This window comes from Azospirillum sp. TSO5, assembly GCF_003116065.1.
Lineage (GTDB): Bacteria > Pseudomonadota > Alphaproteobacteria > Azospirillales > Azospirillaceae > Azospirillum.
This window is the reverse complement of sequence record NZ_LGQY01000003.1, coordinates 24,228-38,937: the sequence shown is the minus strand read 5'-3', so window position 1 is coordinate 38,937 and position 14,710 is coordinate 24,228. Positions and strand designations below refer to the sequence as shown.

Here is a 14,710-nt window from a genome sequence, read left to right as displayed (position 1 = left end):
CGGCGGGTGCTATGCTGCGAACGCGCTTTTACAGGAAGGCGCTGCGCAGGTCGCCGACCAGATCGGTCTTCTCCCACGAGAAGCCGCCGTCCACCTCCGGCTCGCGGCCGAAATGGCCGTAGGCGGCGGTGCGGGCGTAGATCGGCTTGTTCAGTCCCAGATGCGTGCGGATGCCGCGCGGGGACAGGTCCACCAGCTGCTGCAGCACGTCGGACAGGCGATCCTCGTCGACAGTGCCGGTGCCGTGGGTGTCGACATAGACCGACAGCGGCTTGGACACGCCGATGGCGTAGGAGACCTGGATCGTGCACTTGTCCGCCAGTTCCGCCGCGACGACGTTCTTGGCGAGGTAGCGGGCGGCGTAGGCGGCCGAGCGGTCGACCTTCGTCGGATCCTTGCCGGAGAAGGCGCCGCCGCCATGCGGAGCGGCACCGCCGTAGGTGTCGACGATGATCTTGCGGCCGGTCAGGCCGGCGTCACCGTCCGGGCCGCCGATGACGAAGCGGCCGGTCGGATTGACGTACAGGTGCTTCGGGTCGCACATCCAGCCTTCCGGCAGGCAATTGACGATGTGCGGCAGGACGATCTCGCGCACGGCGTCCTGGTCCAGCCCCTCGGCATGCTGGGTCGACAGCACGATGGCGGTGGCGCGGGTCGGGCGGCCGTCGATGTACTGCAGGGTGACCTGGCTCTTGGCGTCCGGACCCAGCTGCGGGGCGGCGCCGGAATGGCGCGCCTCGGCCAGCGACTTCAGGATGGCATGGCTGTAGTAGATCGGGGCCGGCATCAGCGCCGGGGTCTCCCGGCAGGCATAGCCGAACATGATGCCCTGGTCGCCGGCACCCTCGTCCTTGTTGCCCGCGGCGTCGACGCCCACGGCGATGTCGGCGGACTGGGAGTGGACGAAGCACTTGACGTCCATCTTCTCCCAATGGAAGCCGTCCTGCTCGTAACCGATGTCCTTCACCGCGGCGCGGGCGACTTCGACCAGCTGGTCGGCCTTGATGCTGTCGGGGCCGCGAACTTCGCCGGCCAGAACGACCTGATTGGTGGTCGCGAGAGTCTCGACGGCCACGCGGGCCTGCGGGTCGTGCGAAAGATAAAGATCGACGATGGCGTCGGAAATGCGGTCGCAGACCTTGTCGGGATGACCTTCCGACACGGACTCGCTGGTGAAGACGTAGTTCAGCTTTGCCACGGGAAACCTCGGCATTCGGCGGCACGCTATTTCATGAGCCGAAACGGCAGACCGGTACAGCGGCCGCAGACACCGATCCAAAACGGGTTGTGACAAGGAATCCAGCCGGGGTCAAGAAATCTACCGGCGGTAAGGCCCCGGACCGATTATCGCGGGCGCCGCACGAAGGGGGAGCACGGTCGAGCCCGTGCCATCCCCGTTCGGTGGGTATCACATGCCGTGTGGCAACCGGCAGGAGGTACTTGACGACGTTACTGTGCGGCTTCCGCAACGGCGGCGCTGGCCACAGCCTTGGTCAGTTCGAACAGGCGCTTGCGCACCGACGGATCGCTGATCTTGTAGTAGGCGCGGACCAGTTCCAGCGTCTCGCGCTTGGCCATCGGATCGGGCTCGTAGGTGCTGGCGGAGCGCTCTTCGGTCGCACCGGACTCGTCCTCGTCGTCGACGCGGGCGGCAGCCGCTTCGGCCGGCATGTCGTCGAAGAAGAAGGAGACCGGCACATCCAGGACGCGGCTGAGGTCGAACAGACGCGACGCGCCGATGCGGTTGGCGCCGCGCTCGTATTTCTGCACCTGCTGGAAGGTCAGGCCGATCGCCTCGCCGAGCTTCTCCTGGCTCATGCCGAGAAGCGTGCGGCGAAGACGGACGCGGGATCCGACATGGACATCGATGGGATTCGGCTTTCCGGTCTTCGGACGGCCGGCACCCGCACGGCGCCCGCGCGGCGCCCCAGTTTCAGTCTGCATCTCGTTTATCCCTGTAACGGTTGTGCAACCTAGTTACGACATATCCACGTATGCAGTCAAGCCCGCTCCGGTCAAGCCGGTTACACGAAATTGTTCTGCCTGTGGCGGGCGTATTGCCCGTATTGCTGCGTCACCGGTGATATCGCGAGGCCAAGGCCGCCAGAAAACAGCCTAGAAGCACTATGCCGAAAATCCAGTCTCCCATACGGGCATAGGCTGTGACGCCGTCAGGCGCTTCCGGCAACGTGGTATCGATGAAGCCCCGCTCACCCAGACCGAGCAATTGTTGCACACGACCGTAGGAGTCCACCACCCCGGATATTCCCGTATTCGCCACCCGCACGAGCGGCAGTCCTTCCTCCACGGCACGGACCTGATTGATCGCAAAATGCTGGTGCGGACCGGCGGTGCGGCCGTACCAGGCGTCGTTGGTCAGGTTCAGCAGCCAGTGCGGCCGGTCCGCGGTGTCGACCACGGCGCCGGGAAAGATGCTCTCATAGCAGATCAGCGGGCTGAAGGAGGGCAGGCCGGCCACACGACCTTCCAGGTCCAAGGTGCGCGGACCGGGGCCGGCGGAGAATTCCGCCCCGTTGCCGGCGATGGCGCCGACGGGCAGCCATTGCCGCAGCGGCATGTACTCGCCGAAGGGCACGAGGTGGAACTTGTCGTAGTCGGCGACGACCGCACCGCTGCCGTCCACCGCCACCATGCCGTTGAAATAACGACGCTCGCCGTCCGCACCGACCGTCGTGCGCGGCGCCCCGGTGATCAGCAGACCGCCCGGCGGGATGACGGAGGCCATCGCCTGGCGCACCCGCGCATCCTCCTCGACGAAGAAGGGGACGGCGGTTTCCGGCCAGATGATGACGTTGGGCGGCGGGGCCGACGGATCGGCCGGCGGGGCGGCGGACAGGGCGAGATGGTTCTGGAAATTCTGCACCCGCTCGGCCGGCGCCCATTTCAGCCGCTGGTCGATCGCCGCCTGGACCAGCCGAAGCCGCACGCCCGGCACCGGCTCGTCCACCGCGCCGGCCAGCCTCCAGGCGCCCCAGCCGCCCAGCACCGCCAGCAGCGCCAGCCCGGCGGCGACGCCGGCCCAGGCGCGACGCGGTGTGGTGTCGCGGTCGGGCAGGGCGGCGGGCAGAGAGGCGACCAACACCGTCACCAGCGTCAGCCCATAGATGCCGACCAGCGAGACGGTCTGCAGCACCGGCAGCACCCCGACCCAGCCATAGCCGATCAGGTTCCAGGGAAAGCCGGTGAAGACGTGGCCGCGCAGCCATTCCCACAGGCACCAGCAGGCGGCGAACAGCAGCGGTCGGCCCAGCCCAATGCCGAAGCCGCGCCGGCGCAGCATGTGGAAGGTCAGGGTGGCGCCGCCGCTGAACATCGCCAGCAGGATCGGCAGACCGACGGCCGACAGCGGCAGGGCCCACCAGAAGCGCTCGATATCGGTGAACAGCGCGGCGCTGATCCAATAGAGCCCCAGCAGGTGATGGCCGAAGCCGAAGAACCAGCCGAGGGCGAAGGCGCCCTTCTTCGTCTCCACCCCGTCCAGCAGCCAGATCAGGCCGGGAAAGGCGACCAGCAGCACCGGTATCAGGTCGGCCGGCGGCACCGCCAGCGTGGCGAGCCCACCCAGCAAGGCCGCGGCAGCCAGCCGGCGCCAGCCGGTCAGCGCGGCCAGCCGCGCGGAAACACGGCCCAGCCGGGCGGGGACGGGCAGCGCATCGGTGACGGTCAAGACGGGAAACTCCGGCAGCGGCAAGGAATGGCGGGCGGCGCCATAGGTAATGCGGCCGGACAGGGGCGCCAAGGCTGTTGTGGGCGGAGCTGTGTTGTGGGGGTAGGGGAGGCGTCAGACCCCCACCCCAATCCTTACGCCGTCTCCGCCAGTTCCGAACTGTTGGCCGGGACGTTGTGGACGCGCAGGCGCTTCAGGCGGCGGGAGTCGGCGTCGACGATCTCGAACTCCAGGCCCGAGGGATGGATCAGCCGTTCGCCCAGCCCCGGCACGCGGCCGGCGATGGAAACGACCAGACCGCCCAGCGTGTCGATATCCTCGCGCTCCTCCTCGGACAGGACCGGGCCGACGCGATGCTCGAAATCCTCGATGGGCAGGCGGGCGTCGGCGATCAGGCTGCCGTCGGGACGCTCGACCAGCCGCGGCGCCGCGGTCTCGTCATGCTCGTCCTCGATCTCGCCGACGATCTCCTCCACCAGATCCTCGATGGTGACGAGGCCGTCGATGCCGCCGAACTCGTCCACCACCAGGGCCATGTGCTGGCGGGTCTGGCGCATCTGCACCAGCAGGTCGAGCACATGCATGGAGGGGGCGACGATCTTCGCCTCGCGGATGATGCCGGTCAGGTCCGGCTTCTGGCGCAGGCCCTCGGGCGAGGCGGCCTGCTTCGCCAGCAGGGTCAGCACGTCCTTGATGTGGATGATGCCGACCACGTCGTCCAACGTCTCACGGTACACCGGCAGGCGGGAATGGCCTTCCTCGGCGACGCGCTGGACCAGGGCGGGGAAGGGGGTGTCGATGTCGACGGAGATGATGTCGGCCCGCGGCACCATGACGTCGGCGACGGTGCGGTCGCGCAGCTTCAGGATGTTGGTCAGCAGCGCCCGCTCGCCGGCGCCCAGCGAATCCTCGCCGTCCTCGCTCGCGGCATCGTCCAGGCCGGAGATCAGTTCTTCGATCGTGCCGCGCAGGGAATTGTCCTCGCGGCCGCCCCAGACGGTGCGGAGCCACCCCTTGAACAGGTGGCCCAGGGAATGGTCTTCGGCCCCGTGGTCATCACGGGGCGTGCGACTGTCGGATATCTCGCTCATCGGTCCGGCGGTTGGTGGTTGGCGGCGTAAGGATCGGCGATTCCGAGCGTGGCGAGCAGCCGGGTTTCCAGCGCCTCCATCTCCTCGGCCTCGTCGTCCGTCTCGTGATCATAACCCAGCAGATGCAGAACACCATGCATCACAAGGTGAGTCATGTGGTCTTTGAAGCTTTTCCCCTGTTCGGACGCCTCGCGGGCGACCGTTTCATAGGCGAGGATGACGTCGCCCAGCATCACCGGCACGCCGTCTTGCGCCTCCGGCTCCTCCGCCTCGGTCAGGGCGAAGGACAGGACGTTGGTCGGCTTGTCCTTGCCGCGATACTCGCGGTTCAGCCTGTGGACCAGCTCGTCGTCGGCCAGCACGACCGACAGCTCGGCCGGGCCTTCCTCGTCGTCATAGGCCGCACCCAGGGCGGCGAGCGCCGCGCGCTCCGCCAGCCACTCGGCATCCTCGGCCCAATCGCCGGCTTCACGTGAAACAGTGATGTCGACCGCGCTGGTCATTCCGGATCTCCAACGATCGCAGGGCCGCTGACGGTCGTTTCGGATGCGGAACTGATGCGGCGGGCCTGCTTGCGTTCCGCCTCGCGGGCATCGGCCTGGTCATAGGCGCGGATGATGCGGGCGACCATCGGGTGGCGGACGACGTCGGCGTCGGTGAAGCGGACGAAGCGCACACCCTCCACCCCGCGCAGGATGTCCAGCGCGTCGCGCAGGCCCGACCGGGTGCCCGACGGCAGGTCGATCTGCGAGATGTCGCCGGTGATGACCATCCGCCCGCCTTCGCCGAGACGGGTCAGGAACATCTTCATCTGCATCGGCGTGGTGTTCTGCGCCTCGTCCAGGATGACGAAGGCGTTGCCCAGCGTCCGGCCGCGCATGAAGGCCAACGGCGCGATCTCGATCTCGCCGGACTCCAGCCGCTTCTTCACCTGTTCCGCCGGCAGCATGTCGTGCAGTGCGTCATAGAGCGGACGCAGGTAAGGATCGACCTTTTCCTTCAGGTCGCCGGGCAGGAAGCCCAGCCGCTCGCCCGCTTCGACCGCCGGGCGCGACAGCACGATGCGGTCGACCTGACCGGTGGTCAGCAGCGCCACCGCCTGCGCCACCGCCAGATAGGTCTTGCCGGTGCCGGCCGGGCCGAGACCGAAGACCAGTTCGCTCTCCGCCAGGGCTTGCAGATAGGCGGCCTGGGTGGGGGAGCGCGGTGTGATCGGGCCGCGCCGGCGGGTGCGCAGGGCAATCTCGGCTCGGGTGATGGTCGCCTGCTGGCCGGGCGCGCGCGGCTCCTCACCCGTCGCCACACCGGCGAAACCGGCATCTGCGGTCGCCATACGGACGGCGCCGTCGACTTCGCCGCCGTCGATGGTCTGGCCGCGGGTCAGCCGGCCATACAGGCCGTTCAGCGCCGTCCGCGCCGTTTCGGCGGCCTCGGACGGGCCGGAGATGGTCAGGGTGTTGCCGCGGGAGATCAGCGACACGCCGAGAAGGGATTCGATGCGGGCGAGGTGGCGATCATGCTCCCCGTACAGCATCGGCAGAAGCCGGTTGTCATCGAATTGAACGTCGATACGCCGTTCGGGCAGACCGTTCAAGCGCTTGCCTCCAAGGTTACGGCAGGCTGGAAGGGAGAGGCGGTGGTGTGTTCACCCGTCACCACGGTGCCGGCGAGGCTGTTGGCGAGCGCCGCATCGACCTGCACCTCGACGATGCGGCCGAGCAGCCGTTCGTTCGCCTCGGCATGGACCGACTGCATCCACGGGCTGCGGCCCAGCAGCTGGCCGTCGCGGCGCCCGACACGGTCGAACAGGACCGGCACGCTGCGGCCGATGAAGCTGTGGTTGAAGGCGACCTGCTGGGCGTTCAGCAACTGGTGCAGAGCCGCCAGACGGGATTCCTTCACCTCTTCCGGCACCTGGGCACCGTCGACCGAGGCCGGGGTGCCGGGACGCGGGCTGTATTTGAAGGAATAGGCCTGGGCATAGCCGATCTCGGTGACCAGCTTCAGCGTCGCGGCGAAATCGGCGTCGCTCTCGCCGGGGAAGCCGACGATGAAGTCGCCGGACATCGCCAGATCGGGCTTGGCCGTGCGCAGCCGGTCGACCAGCCGGCGGTAATCGTCGGCGGTGTGCTTGCGGTTCATCGCCGCCAGGATGCGGTCGGACCCGGCCTGCACCGGCAGATGCAGGTAGGGCATCAACTGCGGCACCTCGGCGTGTGCGCGGATCAGGTCGTCGGCCATGTCGCGCGGGTGCGAGGTGGTGTAGCGGATGCGCTCCAACCCGTCGATCTCCGCCAGCTGGCGGATCAGCCGGCCGAGGCCCCAGGTGGTGCCGTCCGGCCCGTCGCCGTGCCAGGCGTTGACGTTCTGGCCCAGCAGGTTGATCTCGCGCGTGCCGCCGGCCACCAGCCGCTTCGCTTCGGCCAGGATCCGGTCGGCGGGACGGGAGAATTCGGCGCCGCGGGTGTAGGGCACGACGCAGAAGGTGCAGAACTTGTCGCAGCCCTCCTGCACCGCCAGGAAGGCGGAGACGCCCTGGCTGCCGGCTTCCTCCGGCAGGAAATCGAACTTGGATTCGGCCGGGAAGTCGGTGTTCAGCACGCTGCCGGCGGCACGACTGGCCTTCGCCACCATCTCCGGCAGGGTGTGGTAGGTCTGCGGGCCGAAGACCATGTCGACGAAGGGGGCGCGGGCGACGATCTCCTCGCCCTCGGCCTGGGCGACGCAGCCGGCGACCGCCAGGATCATCCGGCCGTCCTCGGCCTCCGCCTTGCGGTCCTTCATCTGGCGCAGCCGGCCCAGTTCGGAGAAGACCTTCTCGGCGGCCTTTTCGCGGATGTGGCAGGTGTTCAGGATCACCATGTCGGCGCCGTCCGGCTCATCGACCGGTTGGTAGCCCAGCGGTGCCAGGACGTCCGCCATCCGGGCGGAGTCGTACACGTTCATCTGGCAGCCCCAGGTCTTGATGAACAGCTTCTTGGTCAACCCGCACCCTTCCGCTCAGAACAAAAACGAATAGCGCGCTCACGATGCTGCGTGGCGCGCGGCACGCCGCATGTCCGGCGTCGCTCCTGAAAAGATGGTATCGCGTGTGGGGCGAATCGAGTCAATCCCGCTTCGCCCCACCCATGTTTGCAACGACGTCGTTTCCGCAATGCGGACCGAGGGCCGGAATGGTCACGCCGCGCCGGCTTGCAGGCCGTCGCGCCAGAACCAGTCGGTCCGGCGCACGCGGTCAGTCCAAAGTCGCTCCGCCGCCGTCCGGCTGAACAGGGCGCTGAAAGGGACGGGGGTGTCTCCCGCCAGGACGGGCGCGTTCGCAGCCGGGGCGGCCAGCACCGAGCTCATCACCGGGGTGGCGCCAATGGCGACGTCCTGCGCGTCCGCCTGTTCCGGCTTGCCGATCATGCCGGCGGCGCCGGCCAGCGAGCCTTCGACCAGTTCCAGGCCCAGTAGCCGGTTCATGTCGACCGGACCGGGCATCTGCATGCCCAGCGTCAGGGCGCGGGAGAAGCCGAACCGCTCGTAATAGGGGGCGTCGCCGACCAGGATCACCGACTTGTGGCCCAGCGCCACCGCCTTGTTCAGGCTCATCCGGATCAGCTTGCTGCCCAGCCCGCTGCCCTGCAGATGGGCGGCGACCGCGATGGGGCCGAGCAGGATGGACTGGGTGGTGCCGCCGACCAGGATCGGCCAGTAGCGGATGGTGCCCACCACCACCTCGCGCCCATGCTCGTCATGCTCGATGGCGACGAGGTTCAGGGCGGGGATGGAGTCGACGCCGTCGCGCAGCCGATAGGCGGTCTTGGTGAAACGGTCCGGACCGAAGGAGGCGTCCAGCAGGGCTTCGATGGCGGCGGCGTGCTTCGGCTCTTCGACGGTGATGATCATGCGTGGGGCTCCCGGCGGGAAGAAAGTCTTCTCAGAAGGCTTTTGGAGGGCGGATCGCGCCGCCGCCGGAAGGCCGGGGGTGTCAGGTCCCCGTTGTGCCTCTGGCGTTCGCACGCGACCCAAGGACGGCCGCAACCGCGATGCGCGGTGCGAGGCTCCGTCGTCGGATGCGAAGGGCGTGCGAACGAGACATGGACAAGGCTCTTCGGCCGTTGCTGGGACTTGCGCATATATCATCGTCTCCCCCCCGTCGCAAGACCATGCAGACCCGGAGACTGTGCATGACTGTGTCCATCCCAGTGCGGGCATGTCGCATCATTGTCCGGCGGCGTTCTGGACAGTGCGGAGAGGGGACTTTATCCTGCGCGGAACCGCCGCCCGGCCACCCGGAATCCCCAGCCGGAACCCCAAGCCGCCGGCCCGTTTTTACGGCCGGCGCCGTTCATCGGACCGCCCGCCATGTACACCGCCGTTACCCACGACATCCGCGTCACCGTCCAGCCCGTTTTCCTGGAAGACCAGTCGGCTCCGGCCGAGGGGCGCTTCGTCTGGGCCTATCACGTCCGCATCGAGAACGAAGGCAGCGAGACGGTGCAGCTGCGCACCCGCCACTGGCGCATCACCGACGCCATGGGCCGCGTGCAGGAGGTGCGGGGGCCCGGCGTGGTCGGCGAGCAGCCGGTGCTGGAGCCGGGCGACCACTTCGAATACACCAGCGGCACCCCGCTCGGCACGCCGTCCGGCATCATGGCCGGCAGCTATGGCATGGAGGGGGAGGACGGACGCGCCTTCGACGTGACCATCCCGGCCTTCTCGCTGGACAGTCCGCACCAGCCGATGCAGCTGAACTGATCGGACGGCCCGACTGCCCGGCAATTCCGGACGCAGACGAATAATACAATAGAATGTGTGTGGATATTGGAAGAAATTAACAGGCGGCTTTGACAATCCGCATGGCTGTCCGTACTTTGTCCATAGCTTGCAGGCCATGGGGCGGGACCTAAATCTAGGGACTTCCGAAAGGCGGCAAGCGGCGGAAACCGTGGCTGGCGCCGCCGCTCCGCATTCTGCGAATGGGTTCTTTCGTCTTGCCGCCCGTTCGGTTGATCCGCCGGGGCTTCGGCTCCGTACTGACGACGGAAGTGACGCCAGACACGATGGGCGTGTTGCGCGACGGCCGTCGGATTGCGGCCATCGGCTTCGCGCAGGGCGTTTCCCAGTTATGGAAAGGATGTTTCCCGTGACGGCTACCAAGACCCCGCACGCCAAGCCCCCGGTCGCCGACAACGTGCTTCGCGGCCCCGGCCTGTCCCGGCCCGACCCCGTCGCCCGTCCGTCCCGCACCGAGGCGGAAGAGGCTGTGCGCACCCTGATCCGCTGGGCCGGCGACGACCCGGCGCGCGAAGGGCTGGTCGGCACGCCGGACCGCGTCGTCCGCTCCTATGAGGAATTCTTCGCCGGCTACGGCATCGACCCGGTCGAGATCCTGTCGCGCACCTTCGAGGAGACCGACGGCTACGACGAGATGGTCGTGCTGCGCGACATCCGGGTGGAGTCCTATTGCGAGCACCACATGGTGCCGATCATCGGCAAGGCGCATGTCGCCTATCTGCCGCGCCGCCGCGTCGTCGGCATCTCCAAGCTGGCGCGCCTGGTCGAGGCCTATGGCAAGCGCCTGCAGATCCAGGAGAAGATGACGGCGCAGATCGCCAACACCATCGACGAGGTCCTGCAGCCCGAGGGCGTCGCCGTCGTGGTCGAGGCGCAGCATCAGTGCATGACCACCCGCGGCGTCCACAAGACCGGTGTGACCATGGTGACCAGCCGCATGCTGGGCGCCTTCCGCACCGACCCGTCGACCCGTCGCGAGTTCCTCACAATGATCGGCAACCCGTCCTCGCGCGGGATGGAGTGAGGTCCAGAGGGCTTTACACCCACAACGCCGCCTGCCAAGCTCCCGCCGCACTTTGTCAGTGAGTGGTGTGGAATTCGGGGTGTAAGGTATGGCGGCGAAGGTGACACCGGCGGTCAATGCGGCGAAGGCGGCTGGCGTCGCCTTCCGGCTGATGGAGTACGAGTACGATCCGTCGGCCGACGCCATCGGCCTGCATGCGGCCGAATCGCTCGGGCTCGACCCTGCCATCGTCTACAAGACCCTGATCGTCCAGCTTGAACCCAAGGCGCTGGCCTGTGCCGTCATCCCGGTCGCGGCCAAGCTGGATTTGAAGGCCATCGCCGCGGCGGCGAAGGCGAAGAAGGCCGACCTTGCCGACCCGGCGCTGGCGGAAAAGACCACGGGATTCCTGGTCGGCGGCATCAGCCCGCTGGGCCAGAAGAAGGCATTGCCGACCTTCATCGACGCGAGCGCCGAAGCGCTGCCGGAAATGGTGGTGAATGGCGGCCGGCGCGGCCTGCAGATCGTGCTGGCGCCGGCCGATCTGGCCAAGGCGACGAAGGCGACGGTCTGCGCCATCGTCGCGCACTGAAACCGGAACGGTGGTGGTGACCCCGGCAGGACTCGAACCTGCTGCCTCAAGTTTAGGAAACTCGCGCTCTATCCTGATGAGCTACGGGGCCACTTGCGCCGCACCTTAACGGTTTCGCCGGCAAGGTGAAAGCGGCTTTTGGGGGAAGCGCCTCCTCACGGCGTCAGTCGGAATAGCGTTCCTCCAGCCACGGGTCGGCGTGGTTGTTGTAGCCGCGGACCTCCCAATAGCCTTTGTGGTCGCTTGCCAGCAACTCGATCCGCTTCACCCACTTGGCGCTTTTCCAGAAATACAGCTTGGGCAGCACGATGCGCACCGGCCCGCCATGGTCGCGGCTGATCGGCTGGCCTTCCCAGGTCGTGGCGAGCAGCACGCCGTCGTCGTCGAAGTCCGACAGGGCGACGTTGGTGGTGTAGCCGTCGAAGGAATGGAAGACGACGAAGCGCGCCTCCGGCTTCGGCCGGGCAAGCTCCAGCAGGCGGCGGGCGCTGACGCCCTCCCACCGGTTGTCGTAGCGCGACCAGGTGGTGACGCAATGGATGTCGGAGACGAAGCTCTCCTGCGGCTGGGCCTGGAAGTCCTCCCAGGTCCAGGACAGCCGGTTCTCCACCAGCCCGTCGACGGCGAGCGTCCAGTTGTCCGTCGTCACCTTCGGCGTGATGCCGAGGTCCAGCACCGGCCAGTCGGTCACCAGACGCTGGCCAGGCGGCAGCCGGTCGCGCGCCGGGTCGGCGGCTTGTCCGGTCAGCGCGCGGCCGTCGCGCGCCCATTGCTCCTTGGTGGCGACCAGCTTGTCGCGGACGGAACCGTCCTGCCCGATCCCTTGATCCGGTTCCAATCCGCTGCTTCCGTCCGATCCGGCGGGTGTGTCGTTCATGGCTCGTCCTTTTCTCCGATTCCGGCTTTTCCGGTAGGGGGCCCGCTTAAAAAAGGAACAGACAGTCGGGTTGGCAAGCGGAAGCGGGGGAACTAACTTCCCGAAGCCCGGCATATTGGAGCCACAGTTCCGCGCCAGGGTTCCGCTTTGCCGCTGTTTGCCACCGCTTTCCAAAGACCAGCCGAGTGATTTGCCGATGATCCGGTCCGCAACGCCTGCCGCACCCGCCCTTGCACGGGGCTGGCGTTTGTTTTTGTCCGGCGGCTTCGCCGTCCTGCTGCTTGCGGCTCTGCTCGCCGGGGTGGGGTTGGCGGGCTCCGCCGCGCTGGCCGCGTCGCCGGCACCGGCCGCCGCCGCTCCGGCCGCCGGTGCCGCCACCCCAGCCTCCGCCGCCCCGGTGGTGGTCGACGAGGGGACCGTGCAGCAGCTGGAGGCGCTGGTCGGTACGCTGGAGAACCAGGATGCACGCACCCAGCTGGTCAGCCAGCTGCGCAATCTGATCGCCGCCCAGCGCGGCCTCGCCCAGGCCAAGGAAGCCGAGGGCGAGTCGGCGCTGCCGCAGACCCTTGGCGCCCGCGCGCTCTCCTTCCTGGCGGCGCGGATGGATGTGGTCAGCCGCCAGTTGGTGCAGGTCGCCAACGTCTTCTCCGACCTGCCGGGGGCGCTGTCCTGGGTCCAGCGGCAGGCGCAGGACGACACCGCCCGTGAACGCTGGGTGCAGATCGGCATCCAGCTGGCGATGATCCTCGGCATCGGCGCGGTGGCGGCCCGCGGAATCGCCTGGCTGCTCAGCCGGCCGCGACAGGCGATGGCGGCCCACCATGTCGGCTCCCCCCTGCTGCGCATCCCGATGCTGCTGGGCCGCGCGGTGCTGGAACTGGCGCCGATTCTCGGATTCATCGTCGTCGCCTACACGATCCTGTCGGTGACGGAGCCGGCGCCGCGCGTGCGGCTGGTGGCGCTGGCGGTGGTGAACGCCACCGTCATCACCCAGGCGCTGCTGATCCTGGTGCGGATGCTGTTCGCGCCGGACGCCCCCAACCTGCGGCTGGTCCACACCAGCGAAGCCGGGGCGCGCCGCTGCTATATCTGGTCGCGCCGGCTGATCGCGGTTGCGGTCTACGGCTATTTCCTGGCGGAGGGCGCCTATGTGCTCGGCCTGCCGCTGGGTGCCTACGGCGCGCTGCTGAAGCTGCTGGGCGTGGTGATCGCCGGCATGCTGATCGCGCTGATCCTGCAGAACCGCGTCGGCGTCGCCGAGTGGATGCGCGGCAACCCGCTGTCGGGCGACGGCGACCCGCTGGCGACCGCCCGGCGCGAGGCGGAAGGGCAGGGGGCGGTCCTGCGCACCGCGCGCCGCCGCTTCGCCGAGATCTGGCACGTGCTGGCCATCCTCTATGTCGTGGTGACGCTGGGCGTGTGGGTGCTGAACGTTTATGGCGGGTTCGAGTATCTGGCCCGCGGCACCGCCGTGACCGTGCTGTCGGTGGTGGTGGCGCGTCTGCTGGTGACCGGGCTGAACCGGACGCTGCGCCGTGGCCTGACGATGAACCGCGAGCTGGCCGGCAACCTGCCGCAGCTCCACACCCGCGCCTTCCACTATCTTCCCATCGTCCAGCGCATCGGCAAGGTCATCATCTGGCTGGTCGCGCTGGGTGTCGCGCTGAATGGCTGGGGCATCGACACGCTGGGACTGGTCGAGTCGGCCGCCGGCCGCCGCATCGTCGGCAGCGCCATCTCCATCGGCCTGCTGCTGGCCGGCGCCATCGTCGCCTGGGAGGTGGTGAGCGCGCTGATCGAGCATTTCCTGCGCGCCACCGACAAGAACGGCGCCCGCATCGAGCGCAGCGCCCGCATGCGCACGCTGCTGCCGCTTCTGCGCAACGCCTTCCTGATCCTGCTGGTGACGATGGTGTCGCTGATCACCCTGTCGGAACTGGGCGTCAACATCGCGCCGCTGCTGGCCGGTGCCGGTGTCGTCGGTCTGGCCATCGGTTTCGGCTCGCAGACCCTGGTCAAGGACATCATCACCGGCCTGTTCATCCTGTTCGAGGACACGGTGTCGGTCGGCGACGTGGTGGATGTCGGCGGCGGCCATTCCGGCACGGTGGAGGCGATCTCCATCCGCTCCATCCGTCTGCGCGACGGGGCCGGCGCCGTCCATTCCGTGCCGTTCAGCGCCGTCACCACCGTGAAGAACATGAGCAAGGACTTCTCGGTCACCCTGTTCAACATCACGGTGTCCAACCGCGAGGATCCCGACCGCATCATCGCCGCGCTGAAGGAGACCGGGGCCGAGGTGCAGGCCCAGCCGCAGTTCGCCGCCGACATCCTGAACCCGCTGGAGGTGCTGGGCGTCGACAAGCTGTCCGACACCGGCATCAACATCCTGGCCCAGTTCAAGACCCGCCCGACCCGTCAGTGGGGCGTCACCCGCGAGTTCAACCGCCTGCTGAAGAAGAAGTTCGACGAACTGGGCATTTCCATGCCGACCCAGTCGATGCAGCTGGTCGTCGGCCAGAACCCGCACGACCGTGCGCTGGCGGAGGCGCTCAGCCAGGGGTCCTGACGGCCAGGGGCCCAACCGGGGGCCAAGCTCCGACTGTACCGGAAAGGGAACCGCCCGGCTTTGCCGGGCGTTTTCCTTTGTCCGTCCGATGAACCGGAGCGTGCTGCA

The 14,710-nt window shown here is 67.9% G+C and carries 13 protein-coding genes and 1 tRNA gene; 4 read left to right on the top strand and 10 right to left on the bottom strand.

Going from position 1 to position 14,710, the window contains the following annotated elements:
* Positions 1–28: 28 nt before the first annotated feature.
* The 8 genes from metK to TSO5_RS00425 all read right to left on the bottom strand — a co-directional run bounded on the left by metK (position 29) and on the right by TSO5_RS00425 (position 8,670).
* Complete coding sequence (gene metK / locus TSO5_RS00460; RefSeq protein WP_109149768.1) at positions 29–1,198, bottom strand: methionine adenosyltransferase; 1,170 nt, start codon at positions 1,196–1,198, stop codon at positions 29–31.
* A 251-nt stretch (positions 1,199–1,449) separates the two neighbouring features.
* Positions 1,450–1,944 (bottom strand): helix-turn-helix transcriptional regulator, encoded by a 495-nt coding sequence (locus tag TSO5_RS00455; RefSeq protein ID WP_109149767.1) that lies wholly within the window; start codon positions 1,942–1,944, stop codon positions 1,450–1,452.
* 130 nt (positions 1,945–2,074) lie between these two features.
* Positions 2,075–3,688, bottom strand: coding sequence for an apolipoprotein N-acyltransferase (lnt, locus tag TSO5_RS00450; protein ID WP_109149789.1), 1,614 nt, complete (start codon positions 3,686–3,688; stop codon positions 2,075–2,077).
* A 134-nt stretch (positions 3,689–3,822) separates the two neighbouring features.
* Positions 3,823–4,779 carry a hemolysin family protein gene (locus TSO5_RS00445; protein ID WP_109149766.1) on the bottom strand — a complete coding sequence of 319 codons (957 nt, stop codon included), beginning with the start codon at positions 4,777–4,779 and terminating at the stop codon, positions 3,823–3,825.
* The gene (ybeY, locus tag TSO5_RS00440; protein ID WP_109074890.1) at positions 4,776–5,282 is read right to left on the bottom strand and encodes an rRNA maturation RNase YbeY; all 507 of its coding nucleotides are present in this window, start codon (positions 5,280–5,282) and stop codon (positions 4,776–4,778) included. The genes TSO5_RS00445 and ybeY overlap by 4 nt, the downstream gene beginning before the upstream one ends.
* On the bottom strand, positions 5,279–6,373 hold the full coding sequence (locus TSO5_RS00435; RefSeq protein WP_109149765.1) for a PhoH family protein: 1,095 nt from the start codon (positions 6,371–6,373) through the stop codon (positions 5,279–5,281). The genes ybeY and TSO5_RS00435 overlap by 4 nt, the downstream gene beginning before the upstream one ends.
* A complete protein-coding gene (gene miaB, locus TSO5_RS00430; protein WP_109149764.1) occupies positions 6,370–7,764 on the bottom strand; it encodes a tRNA (N6-isopentenyl adenosine(37)-C2)-methylthiotransferase MiaB in 1,395 nt (464 codons plus the stop codon). The genes TSO5_RS00435 and miaB overlap by 4 nt, the downstream gene beginning before the upstream one ends.
* Positions 7,765–7,956: 192 nt before the next feature.
* Positions 7,957–8,670 carry an N-acetyltransferase gene (locus TSO5_RS00425; RefSeq protein ID WP_109149763.1) on the bottom strand — a complete coding sequence of 238 codons (714 nt, stop codon included), beginning with the start codon at positions 8,668–8,670 and terminating at the stop codon, positions 7,957–7,959.
* A 459-nt stretch (positions 8,671–9,129) separates the two neighbouring features.
* On the opposite strand from TSO5_RS00425, the gene apaG reads away from it, so the two are divergent.
* The 3 genes from apaG (at position 9,130) to ybaK (ending at position 11,156) form a co-directional block, all read left to right on the top strand.
* Complete coding sequence (gene apaG / locus TSO5_RS00420; RefSeq protein WP_109074886.1) at positions 9,130–9,522, top strand: Co2+/Mg2+ efflux protein ApaG; 393 nt, start codon at positions 9,130–9,132, stop codon at positions 9,520–9,522.
* Between the two features lie 436 nt (positions 9,523–9,958).
* Positions 9,959–10,585, top strand: a complete 627-nt coding sequence (folE, locus tag TSO5_RS00415; RefSeq protein WP_109075001.1) for a GTP cyclohydrolase I FolE — start codon at positions 9,959–9,961, stop codon at positions 10,583–10,585.
* Positions 10,586–10,673: 88 nt separating this feature from the next.
* Complete coding sequence (gene ybaK, locus TSO5_RS00410; RefSeq protein WP_199230777.1) at positions 10,674–11,156, top strand: Cys-tRNA(Pro) deacylase; 483 nt, start codon at positions 10,674–10,676, stop codon at positions 11,154–11,156.
* 14 nt (positions 11,157–11,170) lie between these two features.
* On the opposite strand, the gene TSO5_RS00405 is transcribed toward ybaK, so the two are convergent.
* Together TSO5_RS00405 and TSO5_RS00400 are read right to left on the bottom strand one after the other, a co-directional pair.
* Positions 11,171–11,247, bottom strand: a tRNA-Arg gene (locus TSO5_RS00405).
* 72 nt (positions 11,248–11,319) lie between these two features.
* Positions 11,320–12,033 carry a sulfite oxidase-like oxidoreductase gene (locus TSO5_RS00400; protein WP_247870509.1) on the bottom strand — a complete coding sequence of 238 codons (714 nt, stop codon included), beginning with the start codon at positions 12,031–12,033 and terminating at the stop codon, positions 11,320–11,322.
* 247 nt (positions 12,034–12,280) lie between these two features.
* On the opposite strand from TSO5_RS00400, the gene TSO5_RS00395 reads away from it, so the two are divergent.
* Positions 12,281–14,602 carry a mechanosensitive ion channel domain-containing protein gene (locus tag TSO5_RS00395; RefSeq protein WP_247870508.1) on the top strand — a complete coding sequence of 774 codons (2,322 nt, stop codon included), beginning with the start codon at positions 12,281–12,283 and terminating at the stop codon, positions 14,600–14,602.
* Positions 14,603–14,710: the final 108 nt, after the last annotated feature.